The following is a 14104-nucleotide window of genomic DNA, read 5'->3' as shown; positions in this document are numbered from 1 at the left end:
CCGGTGCCGCCCTCGCGGGCCCTGCGGACTGCGCGGTCGCGCGCCGAGCGTGCGGCGCGGCGGAGCGAGTCGTCCCCGAGGTCGTCGTCGCCGTCCGCGTCGGCCCCGAAGGCGTCCCGGCGTGCGGCGGCAATCGGTCCCGCGGTCCGCCCCGCCCGCCTGCGGGCGGTCGCGCCGCGCCCGCGCCGGGGCCCGCGCCTGCCCCCGAGGGCCCGCGCGGGCTCCGCTTCCGCGTCGCGCACGATCCCCGCGCGCACGGCGTCGGTCCTGCCCTCGAAGGCGACGGACGCCGGGTCCGGGGCCTGGGACGCCAGGTTCCTCTCGGCGTCCCTCGCGCCGGCGCTCATCTGGCGCCCCTCCCGCCAGAGGCGCGCTTGAGCTCGGCGACCTCGTCGGGCTTCGTGTTGAAGAGGTCGTAGAGCTGGCCCCTCGGGAAGTCGTCCTTTATGGGCACGCGGGCGGCGCCGGCGATGAGGAGCCCCTCGCCGGGCTTGGCGGACTCGTCGATGTATCCCTCCTCGCGCTCCGAGAGCCCCAGCAGGTCAGCCCAGGCCCTGCGGTCGAGCGGCGACTGCTTGTGGAGCAGCACGAAGTCGGAGTTGAGGACCATGTTGCGGGCCTCCTCGTGCTCCAGCATGTAGACGGAGTTCTGCGTGATGCCCGTGCAGATCAGGTTGAACTTGCGGCCCTCGGCCCAGAACTTCGAGAAGTAGCTCACGATCGAGGGGTGCTCGAAGAGCGACTGCACCTCGTCGATGTAGAGCCAGGTCGTGACGCCTCGCTCGAAGTTGGCGTACATGCGGTTGCGCACGCTCTCCAGCGCCGTGAGCATGCCGAAGGTGCGCATGTTCTGCGAGAGGTCGCGCAGGTCGACGCAGGTGATGCGCGCGTCGAACCCCACGTTGCTCTCGTGGCTGAAGAACGAGGTGGCCCCGCGCACGTAGCGCTCGTAGCGCAGCGCTATCCCCCTGGCCTCGGGCTCGGGCTGCGCGAGCAGGCCCTCGTAGAGGTCCGCGAGGACGGGGACGCGCCCCTCGGCGGCGCAGCGCTCGTAGGCGTCCTCGACGCAGCGGCTGATGATGGACTTGTCCGCCTCGGGCAGGCCCTGCCGGCCCTCCGCCATGGTCGCGCCGGACAGCGCGAGGAACGCGTCTATCTTGAAGGCGCGCTGCGAGGCCGTGGCGTGGCCCTCCACGTCCGCGAGGTCGAACGGGTTGAGGTGGGCGTCCGAGTCCGGGCCGAGCCTGATGCACGTGCCGCCGTTGGGCACGACGACCGAGGAGTACTCGCCGGCCGGGTCGAAGACGATGACCTGGTCGTCGGGGTACGCCAGTATCGTGTTCTCGATCTCGCGCTTGACCGAGAAGGACTTTCCGCTGCCGGGCTTTCCCGCCACGTAGCCCATGGGGCTCGCGAGGCGCTTGCGGTTGCAGATCACGAGGTTCGAGCTCTCCTTGTTCTGCCCGTAGTAGCCGCCGCCCTCCTGGTTGAGCTCCTGGGTGGCGAAGGGCATCTGCACGGCGATCTCCGCCGTGGTCATGAAGCGCCCCACGTCCACGTGGTTGTTGCCCAGGGGCAGGATCGAGTTCATGCCCTCGCGCTGGCGGTAGTCGAGCGCCTCGAGCTCGATGGAGTTCGACCTCGCGGCGCGCGTGATCTGGAGCACGCGCTCGTCGAGCTCGGCCTCCGTGTCGGCGTAGGCCCATGCGAGCCCCGTGTAGCGGAAGAGCCGCTGGTTCTTGTTCTGCAGGTCGTCGAGGAGGTCCTCCGCCTCCTCCTTGGAGTAGCGCAGCTCCGAGGGCAGGATCGTGTAGTCGTAGCCGCGCTTCACGGCGGCTCGCTGCTCGTCGATGATCTCCTTGTCCATCCAGGCGAGGCGCTGCTTCACGAAGGAGACCGCCCGCGCCTTGTCCATGCCCTGCACGTGGATGGAGACGGAGAGCGGGATCGGCAGGTCCACGATCTCGGCGATGCAGCGGTCCATGAGCTCGCTGCCGAACGAGCGGAACACGAGCGCCTGGCACCAGGTGCCGTCGATGCGGAGCTTGGAGGCCGAGCCCCCGGGCTTGGTCTCGATGCAGCCCGGGCACACCAGGTCCTTCGCCCTGAGCCCCGTGTGCGCCGCGAGGAGCGACCAGTCCGTCGGGATGCGGCGGCCCGGCCGTATGAGGGCGCCCATCGCCTCGAGGCGCGCCGGCCCGTCCAGGGGCTCGACCTCGCACCTCACGCGCTGGAGCGCCTGGGTGACCTCGCCGCGGATCCTCGCGAGGCGGGGCACGGCCGACTCCACGTCGCGCGCCCCGACCGCGTAGGTGAGGTGGCGCGTGCGCACGAGGTTCGAGATGCCCTCGCGCATCTTGTCGTTGAGGATGCGGTTGTACTCGGCGGCGAAGCGCCCCGTCACCGGGTCGGACTCGTCGAAGAACGATCGGCTGCCGATCTCCTCCGCGGGGATCGGCGTGTTGGTGATGGATAGCTGCACCGACGAGTCGGCGCCGAACCCGTCCAGGAGCTGGCACCAGGCGGAGAAGACCGCCTCCTGCGCCTCCTTGCGGGCGCTCTGGTAGCTGATGTCCGAGAAGGCCACGGTCTGCGAGAAGAGCCCGCGCTCCACCTCGCAGATCCCGTCCGCCCACATGGACTCGAACCCGATGGCGTCGTAGACGCCGCGCGCCGCGTGGCGGCGGCGCCTCTGCTCGGCGGTGGCGTCGGCGAGCTCGCGGTCCTGCTCGCGCATGCGCTGCCCGACGGACTTGCCCCTGCCGGCGAGCCTCAGCCTCGGCCCGCGCCCCCTTCCCTCGCCGCTAGCTTCCTTCCTTGCTCGGCTCACGGAGCTCCGCCCCCCTCCTCCTGGCGCGGCGCCTGTGGCGGCGCGTCGTCCTAACTGCGATCGGCACGTCCGGGAGCCGGTGGGGCTCCGGGCCCCTGTAGAGCAGCACGCCGTCGCCCGTCGCGTGCTCCCACAGGAGCGGCAGGAACCGCTCCGCCCGCATGCCGTGCGGCCGCCAGAACCCGGCGAGCCAGAACGGCAGCGACGCGCACATGACGGGCAGGCTCGCGTCCGCGGCCTCGATGCCCAGCAGGAGCTGGCACGCGGCCGCCGCGGCGACCGACGTGGCGAGCCCGCCCGCGACGCACAGCAGCGTGCGCAGGCTGAGCTTGCCGACGACCTTCTCCTGGTACTCGCCTATGTCCTTGTGGACGGCGACCGAGAGCGGCATGGCCGGCCCCCTAGGCCGGGAGCCAGGACGTGTCGATCATCCCGAAGTAGACCGCCGCGGCGACGACGATGGCGCCGCCCGCGATGGTCGAGATGGCGCTCGCTATCTGCGAGCCGCCCGCCTCGGGCCCCCTGATCGCGATTCCCAGGGCTACCGCGCCCCAGACGATGAGGAAGCTCCCGAGGAACGTGACGCACCCCGAGACGAGCCTGATGATGTTGGAGAGCATCGCACCCCTCCCGTGTCGGATCCCTGCATTGCGGCGGCCTTTCCCGGCCGCGGCGCGGGTCGGCCGCCGGGTCCCCGCGCGGCCGTGGCTCATTTCATCCGTCCCGCCCCCTCCCCGCCGCCCGAGAGGGCGCCGCGCGAGAGCTCGCCCGCCCTGGGGTGGGACTCCGGGCTCAGCTTGCGGTCCATCACGGGGTCGCATCCCGAGACGAGGAGGATCGCCATGCGGCGGTCCATCCTGCCGACCTCGGACGCCTGTATGAGGTCTCGGGCCTCGTGCTGGTAGCTCCTGGAGGAGCCTCCCGATGGCCCGCGGCTCTCGGTGCTGGAGAGGGTGGAGACGGTCTGCTGCCCCACCTGCTCGGATATGGCCTTGTTCGTCTTGGTGGACTTGCCGCCGAGGAAGAGCGTCGTGTCGCAGCAGTCCGCTATGGTCTCTGCGTCCTCGCCGTAGCGCGCGGTGAGCTGCGAGAGCGACTGCACGACGAGCGTCATCCCGATGTTCCTGGACCGGACGGTGGCTATGGTGGTCTGGATGTCGGGGAGCTTGCCGATGGTGCAGAACTCGTCGAGCACGAGGTGCACCGGCGTCGGGAGCGAGCCCCCGTAGCGCACGAGCGCCCGGTCGCAGAGCCTGCCCACGCACTGCCACGCGAGGATCGCGTAGAGGAAGTTGTACGTGCTCTTGGTCTCGGAGGGCGTCGCGAAGATCGCCACGCGCGCTCCGGGGTCGCCCATCCCCTCGAGCCCGAGGTCGTCGTCCGAGAGGACCTCGCGGAGCTCGGCGGAGTCGAGCTTGCCCAGGCGGGCGTTGCAGCTGATGATGATCGACTTGAGGGTCTTCCCCGCGGCCGTCTTGAACGCGTGGTAGCGCGAGAGCGAGAAGTCGCCCTGGGCGGGCTCGGTCACGGGCACCCAGCGCACGCCCGGGCCGCGCCCGCGCGTGACAGACCGGCCGTCGCCCGCCGCGGCCTCGCGCACGGGCACGCACGCGCAGCCGGTTCGCAGCTCCTCGAAGAGCACGTCGAGGGGGCTCATGAACGACTCGTCCTCGTCCCTCGCCTCCGCGAGCGACAGCAGCGTCATGAGCCCCGGGAGGTTGCGGTCCGCCTCGGGGCAGTGCTCGACGAGGTACCCCACGAGCGCGGTGTACAGGAGCCGCTCGGCGTTCTCCCAGAAGGGGTCAGCCGAGCTCGTCCTCTCGCCGTTCGTGTTCTCTATGAGGCAGTCGACGAACTCGAGCACGTCCTGCTGGGTGCGCACGTAGGCGAGCGGGTTGTAGTGGCTCGAGCGCGAGAAGTCCACGGTGTTGAGCCACGCCACGCGGTAGCCGTGGGCGCGCAGCATCGCCCCGCAGGTGGGCTCGAGCGTGCCCTTGGGGTCGGTGACCAGGTAGGACGCGTTCATCTGCATGATGTTGGGGAGCACGTAGCCGCGCGTCTTGCCCGAGCCGGAGCCGCCCACCACGAGCACGTTGCGGTTGCGCTCGTAGCGCGCGTCGTGGTCGTCCCGGGACATCGCGAGGGACACGCCCTCCGTGAGCAGGATGTTGTGGTCGGGGTGCGCGCGGTCCGCGAAGGGGCGCATCTCGCGGGCGTCCGCCCAGCGGGCGCTGCCGCCCTCCTCGCCGCGCCGCCAGTTGCCGGAGTGCGCGAGGGCGCGCGCCCACGCGACCCACACGGCGCACGCCGCCACAGTGCCGCAGGCGAGCTGCGCGGGTCCCGCCGCCGGCAGCAGGTGCCGGGCGAGAGCGTGCGCGGGAAGGCCGGCGAGGGCGGACTCGACGGCGCCGACGGGGTCCGCGCCGGACGCGGCGGCGAGGTCCGCGAGGAGGTCGGCTGCGTCGAACGCGGCCGCGGAGCCGATGGCCGCGGCCAGTGTCCCCTTTGGTTTGCCGGCGCTCACTTTGACCGCTCCTCGCGCCTGGGCGCTAGGTCGCGCCCGCGCTCGCGGTCGCGCGCGCCGGACCCGTCGCGCATGGCCTCCGACGCCTCGCGTGCGCGCCTGCCGCGGTCCTCCAGGGGCTCCGCGTCTCGGTCCTTCCGGGCAACGGCCTTCCCGTCGCCGCGGGTCTCGCCGGTGTGGTCGTCGTCGCGCGCCTCGTCGGCGTGGCCCCTCTCGTCGCGGTCCCCGTCGTCGCGGGCGCGGGCGTCGCGCTCAGCGCGCTCGGCGGCCCTGCGGGTCTCCTCGATGAGGCGGTCCAGGCACTCGGCCACCCTCGGCGCGTCGTCCAGCCTGAAGACGAGCTCGGTCCTGCCGTCCCGTCCCTCCATGAAGCCGTTGCCGACGCCGTGCGCCTCGAGGTCCGAGTGGATGATCCCCTTGAGTTCCTCGAACCCGTCGATGGCCTTGAGCTCGCGGACGTCGAGGCGGGCGTACTCGGGCGTCGCGCCATCGCGCGGCTCCTCCCTCGCGGGCCCCGGCGTCGCCTGGTCGCCGAGCTGCCGCCTGAGCGCGGAGAGCGCCTCCTCGATCCTCGCGGCCGTCTCGCCCATGGCGCCGTCGCGCGCGGAGAGCCCGGAGCGCTCTGCGGCGACCGTGCCGGCGCGGACGATCATGTCGTAGAGCCTCTGTCCCGAGTCGTCGCCGTAGTCGTCCGCCATGCCCGCCCCCCGTTCATCGCGTGAGGGGCGGGCCGCCGGGACGGCCGCGCCCGGCCGAGTCCCCGCCATGTCCTGTGTGGCGCCGCGGCGACGCCGCCCCACACCCTTCTACAGGGGATGGGGCGGCGCGTGTCGGCCCGACGGGGCGCCTGGCTTCCCCGGGCTTCCCTAGGGTATCCCGTCATAAACTCTCCGCATCTGCGTGGGCGTGGCGGCGGCGCGCCGCTTGTCCGGACCGCCGAGCCTCACGTCGTCGCACGTCTGCCTGATCCGCGAGACTATCGCCCTCGCGGTCTCCGCCTCGCCCCGCCTCGCGAGCCGCGCCTCGAGCTCGTCCATGGTGTACTGGGTGGTGATGACCGTGGATCGCATCCCCTCGTAGCGCGCGTTCAGCAGCTCGAAGAGCGTCATGACCGTCCAGGGCGACTGCGTCTCCTTCCCCAGGTCGTCGAGCACGAGCACCTCGCACGAGAGGTAGCGCTCCTTGACCGAGGCGGCGCGGGCCGGTGAGGCGTCATCGAAGGTGTCCCTGATCCTCGCGAGGAGCTCGACCGAGGTCGTGAAGGCGACGGTCTCCCCCCGGTCGAGGAGCACGGACGCGATGCCGGCGGCGTTGTACGTCTTGCCCACGCCGATCCCGCCGTGGATGTAGAGGCCGTTGCCTGTGCCGTGGCGGTACCCCATCGCGAACGACGCGCACGCCTCGTCCGTGGGGAGCGCCGATCGGAAGCGGCGGCCTATCCCGCACCGTGCGAGGCGGGCCTCGCGGTCTTGCGCCTGGCGCTCGCCCTCCGCGCGGCGCGACTCCTCCTCGGCGGCGGCGGCGCCGCTGCACGAGCAGCGTTCCCTGGAGACCCACACGACCCTCTCGCCGACGACGACGCCCCTCGCCTCGAGCGCCCTCCCGCAGAACGGGCAGCGTGCGGCGGGCGGCTCGGGGCCGAGCCCCAGCTCCCTCGCCTGGGCCGGCCCGATGAGCGAGCGCCTGGGGTCTGGCGCCTTTGCTGTCTCTCCTTTCATGTCCCTCCTCTTTTATCGGGTGACGCCGCGTCACCCCTGCCGCTGACGCGATGTCATGGGAGGCCTGGTTGGCGGCGTGACGTCCCGTCATGGGTGCGGGGCCTCCCGCCATGCCATGCCGTCATGGGGGAATCAGCCTCCCACGGACCTGTTCCTCCGTTCCGTGACCCTGACCGCCCGTTCCACCGCGCTGTCCACGAGCCCGTACCTCTTCGTGATCCGCTTGTTGGGCAGCACGTGCTCGCCGAGCTCGACGATGAGGCCCCTGGCCTCCAGCGCTGAGACTGCCCGGTGGACCTGTCGCTCGCTGACGCCGAGCATGCGTGCCGTGCCCCTCTTGCTCTCGTAGAACTCGACGCCCTCATGCCTGCAGAAGCCGAAGATCCTCGCGTAGACGAGCAGCTCGCAGCCTCGGAGGCCCATCCCCTCGGTCATGAACCGGTAGACCCGCACGTACTCGACGGCGCGCTCGTGCGCCCTCCCGTCAGTGCCCCGTGCCATGTGAGGACCTCTTGTAGACCGTCGCGTTCCTCCCCGCGGGGGAGTCCTTGTAGGGGACCGTGTTCCTGTCCCACCAGAGCTTGAACTCGTCCGCGTGGACGAGGGGGTTCCTGCGCTGGTCCTCGAAGATCCTGAAGGGTATCGGATCGACGTCCCTCAAGGCGAGCTCACGGACCGTGGTTACCTTCACGTGCATCAGCTTCCCCACGTCCGCTATGGTCAGGTAGTCCTGCACCATCTGCAGGACGTAGATTACCCTCTCCTCTTCGCCGCCTCTTCCACTCATCGGAATCGCCCCCGTTCGCCTCGTTGGGTTCCGACCGGCGTCCGAAGCCGGTGGTGGGGGCCTGCTGGCAGGCCGTTGGAGACGCGGGCCCGGCCTGCCGGCCGCTGCTCATAAAACGTTATACGAGCGACGTTGCCTTGTTCTTTCGGGGGCACGGCGGGTCACCAGACCAGACCTGCCGCTACGGCGGCGTCGAGGGCGCGCTTGCTCACGCGAATCCTCCTGCCGACCCTGCTCACGGGTATGGCGCCGTTCTTCACGAGCCGGTACAGGGTGCGCCTGGAGATCCCCAGGTAGAGCTCGACCGAACGCGTGTCCATCCAGAGGTCGCCATCGGCACCCGCCGCGCAGATACGGGCGATCCTCTCGAGGTCCTCCTCGTTCCTCGGAACGGCGGGGGATTCTCCCCGATGCCCGTTGTCCGTGCGGCTCCCGGCCTGATCCGCAGCCATGCGAATCCCTCCCAAATGTTCCCGTCTCGGGTGACATCGTGTGCCACCATGTGCCAGTCGTGCGCGTCGCCATGAGTGGCGACGACACATGTATATGACTGGCACTTTCGACCATGCGTGCCTCGCGTGGACGCCTGGCTTCCACGGGCTTCCCGTGGCTTCCCGACCAGAAAATCGGCACAGCTACGGTCAGCTGGAAGAAGGATCATGGACGACCGTCATGCACGCGGGGCGGCACTGCGGACTCGAAAAATGTGTCTGCATAATGGAGAGTTCAAAATGTATAAGGTAAATTTTGACACGCAGATGAAACGGCATTCCGCGGAAGCGTCCTGGATGGGTTGTGTGCACTCCGCGTGCACTCTTGCGTGCACCAAACGAAAACAGGCCAGAGGACATAGCCTCTGACCTGCGAGTTTATGGTGGGCGTTAGAAGATTTGAACTTCTGACCTCTTCCGTGTCAGGGAAGCGCTCTCCCCCTGAGCTAAACGCCCGAATCTCTGCTGCTGGGGTTGCAGCGAGGAGTATCTTACGCGAAAACGCTCATGTAACGCAACCGTCAATCGCAAGTTTTTCTCACATCACAAATACTGCTCAGCGAGAAGGGCAACGAGGACTGGCTGACGGCGGGGCAAGCGGCCCTTCTCGCCCCACAAGCTCCGTCACCGGCAAGCGGCCCTCGATGCAGAGAATAGCTCCTTTTCTTAATACCGCTGCGCGACAACTGGGCAAATGCGGTGCCCGATTAAGAAAAGGAGCTATTCTCTGCGAGAGGGGACAGGGGCGGGTCCTAGAGGCGGCAAGCGGGGCTCCAGCGGCAACGGAAAACGTCCAGGCGGCGACAAACAAGGCCCTCCCAGCGCCCCCCAAACCAAACCTGCGGGTTAATAGCAGTGCGCCGAGAAGGGCCAGCCCATCTACCTGCGGTTCTTCTCGGCAACGTCGTCGCACGGGTGCTATTAACCCGCAGGTTTCCTGGGGGAGGGCTGGCGGCAAGGCGAGCACAGGACGAAAGTCTCCCTCGGGCGTCAAAGCGGCGACCGAAGGGTCACTTTGGACGTAATCCCTGCTAAGACGAACTCCCCGGCGCCAGAACGACGCCGGGGAGTGGCTTTCAAACGCGATAGCTGGAAAACGCGCCTTCGGGCGTCACCGGCCGCGGGGTGGCCACGCACCGGCCGTCCGCCGTCCTCCGGTCGACCTCGCCGTCACCCCGTGTTCTGCAGGCCGGCGGCAACACCGGACACGGTGCACAGGATGAGGTAGATGAACCGCTCGCGCTCCTCCGGCGTGAGGTGCTCGCCGCGGGTGCGCATCTCGCGCAGCGCACGCACCTGCGTCACGGAGAGCACGTTCACGAACGGCAGTCTTGCGCGAATCACCGGCCCCAGCACGCGACGGTGCTCCAGCGGCCACGCGTCACCCACAATGGCCAGCACCCACTTGCGCGTGAGGCGCATCTCCTTCAGAACCTTCTCGGACAGGTCGTCGCGCGAGCCCAGCGCCAGGTACATGCGGCCAATGCGCTCGTCGGTCTTGGAGAGCGACATCTCAATATTGTCGACGAACGTCGTGAACAGCGGCCACTCCGCGTAGGCCTGGCGGAGAAGGTCGAGGTCACCCAGCTCCTCGCACGCCGTGCCCAGCCCGTACCACGCGGCCAGGTTGATGCGCGCCTGCGACCACGAGAAGATCCACGGAATGGTGCGCAGGTCGTCCAGGGACTTGGCACCCAGGCCGCGCTTTGCGGGACGCGAGCCAATGGGCATGAGGCCAATCTCGGTAAGCGGCGTGACCGTGGAGAACCACTCCGCAAAGCCCTCGGTCTCCAAGAGCTCGCGGTAGCGACGGCGAGAGGCGCTGTCCAGCTTGGCGGCCAGGTCGGCGTACTTGGCCGTGGTCTCGGTGTTCACGTACTCGATGGACGGCGAGGACTGCAGCAGCGTGGCGCCGGCAACGGACTCCACGTGGCGCCTGGCCAGCGTGGGATCGCCGTAGCGAGCAAAGATGACCTCGCCCTGCTCGGTGAGCTTGAAGCGGCAGTTGACCGAGCCCTTGGGCTGCGAGAGAACCGCGCGGTTTGCCGGGCCGCCGCCGCGTCCCACCGCGCCGCCGCGGCCGTGCATGAGCACCAGGTCGATGTCGTTCCTCTCGGCCCACTGAGCGATAGCCGCCTGCGCCGCGTGCAGCACCAGCGTGGCCGAGGTAGGGCCGGCGTCCTTGGAGGAGTCGGAGTAGCCGAGCATGACCTCCATGCGCCTGCCGGTCTGGGCAAGGCGCCTCTGCACGGGCTCAAGCTTGATGATCTGGTCCAGCGTGTCGACGGCGTTCTCCAGGTCCTCCACCTGCTCGAAGAGCGGAATCACGTCGAGCACGGGGACGTCCGCCTCGTGCGCAAAGGCAAGGCGGGCCAGCTCGTAGACGTCGGCCACGTTCTGCGCCGACTGCGTGAAGGAGATGATGTAGCGCCGCGCGGCCTTCACGCCGTTGATGCGCTGGATGCTGCCGATGGCGCGGAAGGTGTCGAGAACCTCGCGCGTCATGGGCTGCAGCTCGCCCCTCTCACCCCAGCGCCCGTGCTCGCGGATGTCCTCGAGCGCGCGGGCGTGCACGAGCGAGTGCTGGCGGAACTCCATCTCGACCAGGTGGAACCCAAAGGTCTCCGCCTGCCAGATGAGCTTCTGCAGCGGGCCGTACGCCGTGCGCACGGCACCGGCCGCCGCCAGCGAGCGCTGAACAATGCGCAGGTCGGCAATGTAGTCGTCGGCCGAGGCGTACATGATGTCAGCCGTACGCTGGATGGTGGCGCGCAGGCGGTCAGAGATCACGATCATGACGGCGCGGTGCAGCTCGGAGGTGGAGACCTCAAGCGCGCGCTGCGAGAGGACCTCGCTCATCTCGACCTGGTGGTTCCACAGGTTCACGAGGGCGTCGGAGGGCTTGGTGAAGCGCGCGTCCAGCGTGAGGTTGCGGCCCACGTAGTAGGTCCTGTCGGCCAGGGCCTCAAGCACGTGCACGCGGAACTTCTCGGCCACCTTGCGGCTCACCTTTGCGGTGACGTTGGGGTTGCCGTCGCGGTCGGAGCCAATCCAGCTGCCGGGGTGGAAGAACGCCGGGCACACGGGCGGCACGGTGCCGGCGCGCTCGCCCAGCTCCCAGTCATCAAAGCGACGATAGACCTCGGGCACCATGTCGAAGAGCGTGGCGTCGAAGATGTCGATGACGGTGTCGGCCTCCTCGACGGGCGTGGGCTTCTTGTACGCGATGGGCGAGGTGCGCACCAGCGCGTCAATCTCCTGCAGCATGAGGCGTTCGTTCTCCACCAGCTCGACGCCGGCGAGCGTGGAGCGCTTGGCGAGAAGCTCGGAGATGCGGCGGATCTTGCCCTCGACGGCCTTGCGGCGCGCCTCGGTGGGGTGCGCGGTGAAGACGGGATGGAACTCAAGGCGGTTGAGAAGCGCCGTCGCCTTTGCGCGACCGCACTCGTCTACCAGCTGGCCATAGGCCACCGTGAGGTCGTTGATGGGATCGGCTGTCTCGGTGGTGGGCACCTCGCTCTCGCGGCGGCGCAGCGAGGACACGCGGTAGTTCTCCTCGCAGATGTTCGCCAGATGGAAGTAGGTGACAAAGGCGCGCATGAGCAGCGTCGCCCTGTCCATGGAAAGCCCGTCGATGGTGGAGACAAACTCCTGGAACGCCTGCTCGGCCAGGGCGGCCTTCTGGTCCGTGTGCGCCACGCCGTCGGCGTACGTCACGCGGATGGCGTCACCCAGCAGCAGGTCGAAGGTGGCGAGAAGGTCCGGGTCGTTCTCCTTGAGCACCTTGCGAACAAGGCGCAGGAAGAGCGCCAGGTTGTCACGGAGCTCCTCGGGCACGTCGACCAGCGCAAGGGCAGACTTTGCCTGCTCCGCCTCGCTTGCCCTCACGAGCGCGCGTCCCTCCCCTTGGCTCGAAGCCTCGGTTGTTGTCATGTGTCCTCCCTCAGCTCCCGCCGGTCCCGCCGACGGGCTTGCACGTGTGCCGCATGTCGCTGCATGCAGAACAACCTTAGCAAGCCAACCCACGTTAGGTGCCAATCCCACCGAGCGTCCGCAAAGGCGAAACGCAACGTACACGATGGGGCCAGGTGCAAGACCGCTTTCACGCGGCGCGATACAATGGCCCCTATAGTTGACCGGCGGACGAGAGATGCTTGGCCCCAGTGGCTGTGAGAGGATGGTCGGCGCATGGCACGAACGAGCAGGCGGCGCGGGAGAGCCCAAGAGACGGGTCTGAGCTCACTCGTTGGATCGCGCGCCGGCAGGCACGAGAGCCGCTCCAGCCGCGCGGCCAAGCCCAAGAAAGAGGGCTTCCTCCGCCGCGTCACCAACCACTGGTGGGACCGCCTGATCTCCTCGGTTTTCTCGGGCAGCATCTCTCAGCAGTCCGAGCAGTACCTCTCGCACCAGACCACGCGAGACTACGTGTGCAACTCCATTGGCCAGGCGTGCTGGGGAGGGTTCTTCCCGCTACTCACCATTGTGGCCACGCAGTTTGTGGGCGCCGAGAACGCCGGCCTCTTCTCTATGGCCATGGTCGTGGGTACGCTCCTGTTCTTTGTGGGCAACTATGGCGTGCGCACGTACCAGGTCTCGGACATCGACGAGATGGACTCGTTCTACGACTACCAGGTCAACCGCATTGCGACCTGCGTTGCCATGGTGCTTATCGGCCTTCTGTACTGCCGTATCCGTGGCTACAACGGCGACATGACGGCCATCGTGTGCGGCGTGATGGGATTCCGCTTCTTCGACGCGCTGGGCGACGTCTACGAGGGCAGGCTGCAGCAGAAGGACAAGCTGTACCTGGCCGGCATCTCTCAGGCGGTCCGCTGCGCGCTCTCGTTTGTGGTCTTCACGGTGCTGCTCTTTATCACGCGCAACATGGTGGCCGCGAGCATTGGCATGGCGGTGGGCGCCGCGGCGTCGTTTGTGCTGCTCACGCTGCCGCTGGCGCTCATGGAGACCGAGCGCTCGCTGCCGCTCACGTGGCGCGGCGTGAAGGAGATCTTTGTCAACTGCTTCCCGCTGTTCCTGGCGGCGTTTCTCTACAACCTCATCGACTCGATGCCCAAGTTTGCCATCGAGGGGGTGCTCTCGTACGACAACCAGCTCTACTACAACGCCATGTACTTCCCCGCGCACGCCATTCTCATGGCTGCGGCCATGATCTACAAGCCGCAGCTGCTGCGCCTTGCGAGCATCTGGGACGACCCCGAGCAGCACAAGCGCTTTGACCTCATCATCCTTGCGATGATAGGCGTGATTGCGGGCATCACCGTGATTGTGGGGCTCTTCATGGGGTGGCTGGGCATCCCCATCATGAGCTTCCTGTACGGGCTGGACTTCGAGCAGTTTAGACCGCTGGTCTACGTGATGGTGGTAAACGGCGGCATCTGCGCGGCAATCGACTTTCTGTACCAGATCATCACCGTGCTGCGCGAGCAGCAGGCCGTGAGCAGGCTGTACCTCATTGCGTTTGCCTTCTCGGTGCCAGTGCTGTGGCTGCTCGTGGGCTTCTCGGGGCTCTCCGGCGCCGTGGTGGGCGCCGTAGTGGTGATGAGCATCCTTCTGGTGCTGCTGCTCTCCGAGTACTTCGCCATCCGCAAGCGCCTCGAGCGGTACTAGGCGGGGCCTCTCATCTCCTCCCCCATCTCCTCCCCCGCATTCTTTAGCGGTATTTGAGAATCGTGCCGCTCGCCAACTGGGCAAATACGAACTCCGTTTCACAGAAACCGCTAAAGAAGGAGATGG

At 68.2% G+C, this 14104-nt stretch carries 11 protein-coding genes and 1 tRNA gene; 1 reads left to right on the top strand and 11 read right to left on the bottom strand.

All coding sequences use genetic code 11. From position 1 onward, the window contains the following. Positions 1-343: 343 nt before the first annotated feature. The 11 genes from AUL39_RS03115 to AUL39_RS03065 form a co-directional block, all read right to left on the bottom strand. Complete coding sequence (locus AUL39_RS03115) at positions 344-2830, bottom strand: VirB4-like conjugal transfer ATPase, CD1110 family (RefSeq protein ID WP_201783902.1); 2487 nt, start codon at positions 2828-2830, stop codon at positions 344-346. Then, positions 2805-3221: a PrgI family protein gene (locus AUL39_RS03110; protein WP_059053494.1), complete on the bottom strand. Its 417-nt coding sequence runs from the start codon at positions 3219-3221 to the stop codon at positions 2805-2807. Before AUL39_RS03110 ends, AUL39_RS03115 begins: the two co-directional genes overlap by 26 nt. A 10-nt stretch (positions 3222-3231) precedes the next feature. Continuing rightward, a complete protein-coding gene (locus AUL39_RS03105; protein ID WP_059053491.1) occupies positions 3232-3450 on the bottom strand; it encodes a hypothetical protein in 219 nt (72 codons plus the stop codon). A gap of 89 nt (positions 3451-3539) precedes the next feature. Beyond that, positions 3540-5354 (bottom strand): VirD4-like conjugal transfer protein, CD1115 family, encoded by a 1815-nt coding sequence (locus tag AUL39_RS03100; protein ID WP_174519237.1) that lies wholly within the window; start codon positions 5352-5354, stop codon positions 3540-3542. Then, positions 5351-6052, bottom strand: a complete 702-nt coding sequence (locus AUL39_RS03095; RefSeq protein WP_059053489.1) for a hypothetical protein — start codon at positions 6050-6052, stop codon at positions 5351-5353. Before AUL39_RS03095 ends, AUL39_RS03100 begins: the two co-directional genes overlap by 4 nt. 168 nt (positions 6053-6220) lie before the next feature. Then, positions 6221-7072, bottom strand: coding sequence for an ATP-binding protein (locus tag AUL39_RS03090; RefSeq protein WP_059053487.1), 852 nt, complete (start codon positions 7070-7072; stop codon positions 6221-6223). A 132-nt stretch (positions 7073-7204) separates the two neighbouring features. Continuing rightward, a complete protein-coding gene (locus AUL39_RS03085; protein ID WP_059053485.1) occupies positions 7205-7573 on the bottom strand; it encodes a helix-turn-helix domain-containing protein in 369 nt (122 codons plus the stop codon). After that, the gene (locus AUL39_RS03080; RefSeq protein ID WP_059053483.1) at positions 7557-7859 is read right to left on the bottom strand and encodes a hypothetical protein; all 303 of its coding nucleotides are present in this window, start codon (positions 7857-7859) and stop codon (positions 7557-7559) included. The genes AUL39_RS03085 and AUL39_RS03080 overlap by 17 nt, the downstream gene beginning before the upstream one ends. A gap of 161 nt (positions 7860-8020) precedes the next feature. Further along, entirely contained in the window at positions 8021-8311 is a 291-nt protein-coding gene (locus tag AUL39_RS03075) for a helix-turn-helix domain-containing protein (RefSeq protein WP_059053480.1), read from the bottom strand. A gap of 420 nt (positions 8312-8731) precedes the next feature. After that, positions 8732-8806 (bottom strand) — tRNA-Val (locus AUL39_RS03070). A gap of 714 nt (positions 8807-9520) precedes the next feature. Then, positions 9521-12283, bottom strand: a complete 2763-nt coding sequence (locus AUL39_RS03065; protein WP_059053479.1) for a phosphoenolpyruvate carboxylase — start codon at positions 12281-12283, stop codon at positions 9521-9523. Positions 12284-12538: 255 nt separating this feature from the next. Between AUL39_RS03065 and AUL39_RS03060 the strand changes: the two genes are divergently transcribed. Next, positions 12539-13978: a lipopolysaccharide biosynthesis protein gene (locus tag AUL39_RS03060; protein WP_235810737.1), complete on the top strand. Its 1440-nt coding sequence runs from the start codon at positions 12539-12541 to the stop codon at positions 13976-13978. The last annotated feature ends 126 nt before the right edge of the window (positions 13979-14104 follow it).

This window comes from Tractidigestivibacter scatoligenes, from assembly GCF_001494635.1.
Taxonomy (GTDB): domain Bacteria; phylum Actinomycetota; class Coriobacteriia; order Coriobacteriales; family Atopobiaceae; genus Tractidigestivibacter; species Tractidigestivibacter scatoligenes.
This window is presented reverse-complemented; position numbering and strand designations above follow the sequence as displayed.

Coding starts and splice junctions, on each gene's coding strand:
- AUL39_RS03095 (WP_059053489.1), bottom strand. CDS start 6,052: ATGGCGGACGACTACGGCGACGACTCGGGACAGAGGCTCTACGACATG.
- AUL39_RS03085 (WP_059053485.1), bottom strand. CDS start 7,573: ATGGCACGGGGCACTGACGGGAGGGCGCACGAGCGCGCCGTCGAGTAC.
- AUL39_RS03105 (WP_059053491.1), bottom strand. CDS start 3,450: ATGCTCTCCAACATCATCAGGCTCGTCTCGGGGTGCGTCACGTTCCTC.
- AUL39_RS03060 (WP_235810737.1), top strand. CDS start 12,539: ATGGCACGAACGAGCAGGCGGCGCGGGAGAGCCCAAGAGACGGGTCTG.
- AUL39_RS03065 (WP_059053479.1), bottom strand. CDS start 12,283: ATGACAACAACCGAGGCTTCGAGCCAAGGGGAGGGACGCGCGCTCGTG.
- AUL39_RS03075 (WP_059053480.1), bottom strand. CDS start 8,311: ATGGCTGCGGATCAGGCCGGGAGCCGCACGGACAACGGGCATCGGGGA.
- AUL39_RS03080 (WP_059053483.1), bottom strand. CDS start 7,859: ATGAGTGGAAGAGGCGGCGAAGAGGAGAGGGTAATCTACGTCCTGCAG.
- AUL39_RS03110 (WP_059053494.1), bottom strand. CDS start 3,221: ATGCCGCTCTCGGTCGCCGTCCACAAGGACATAGGCGAGTACCAGGAG.
- AUL39_RS03090 (WP_059053487.1), bottom strand. CDS start 7,072: ATGAAAGGAGAGACAGCAAAGGCGCCAGACCCCAGGCGCTCGCTCATC.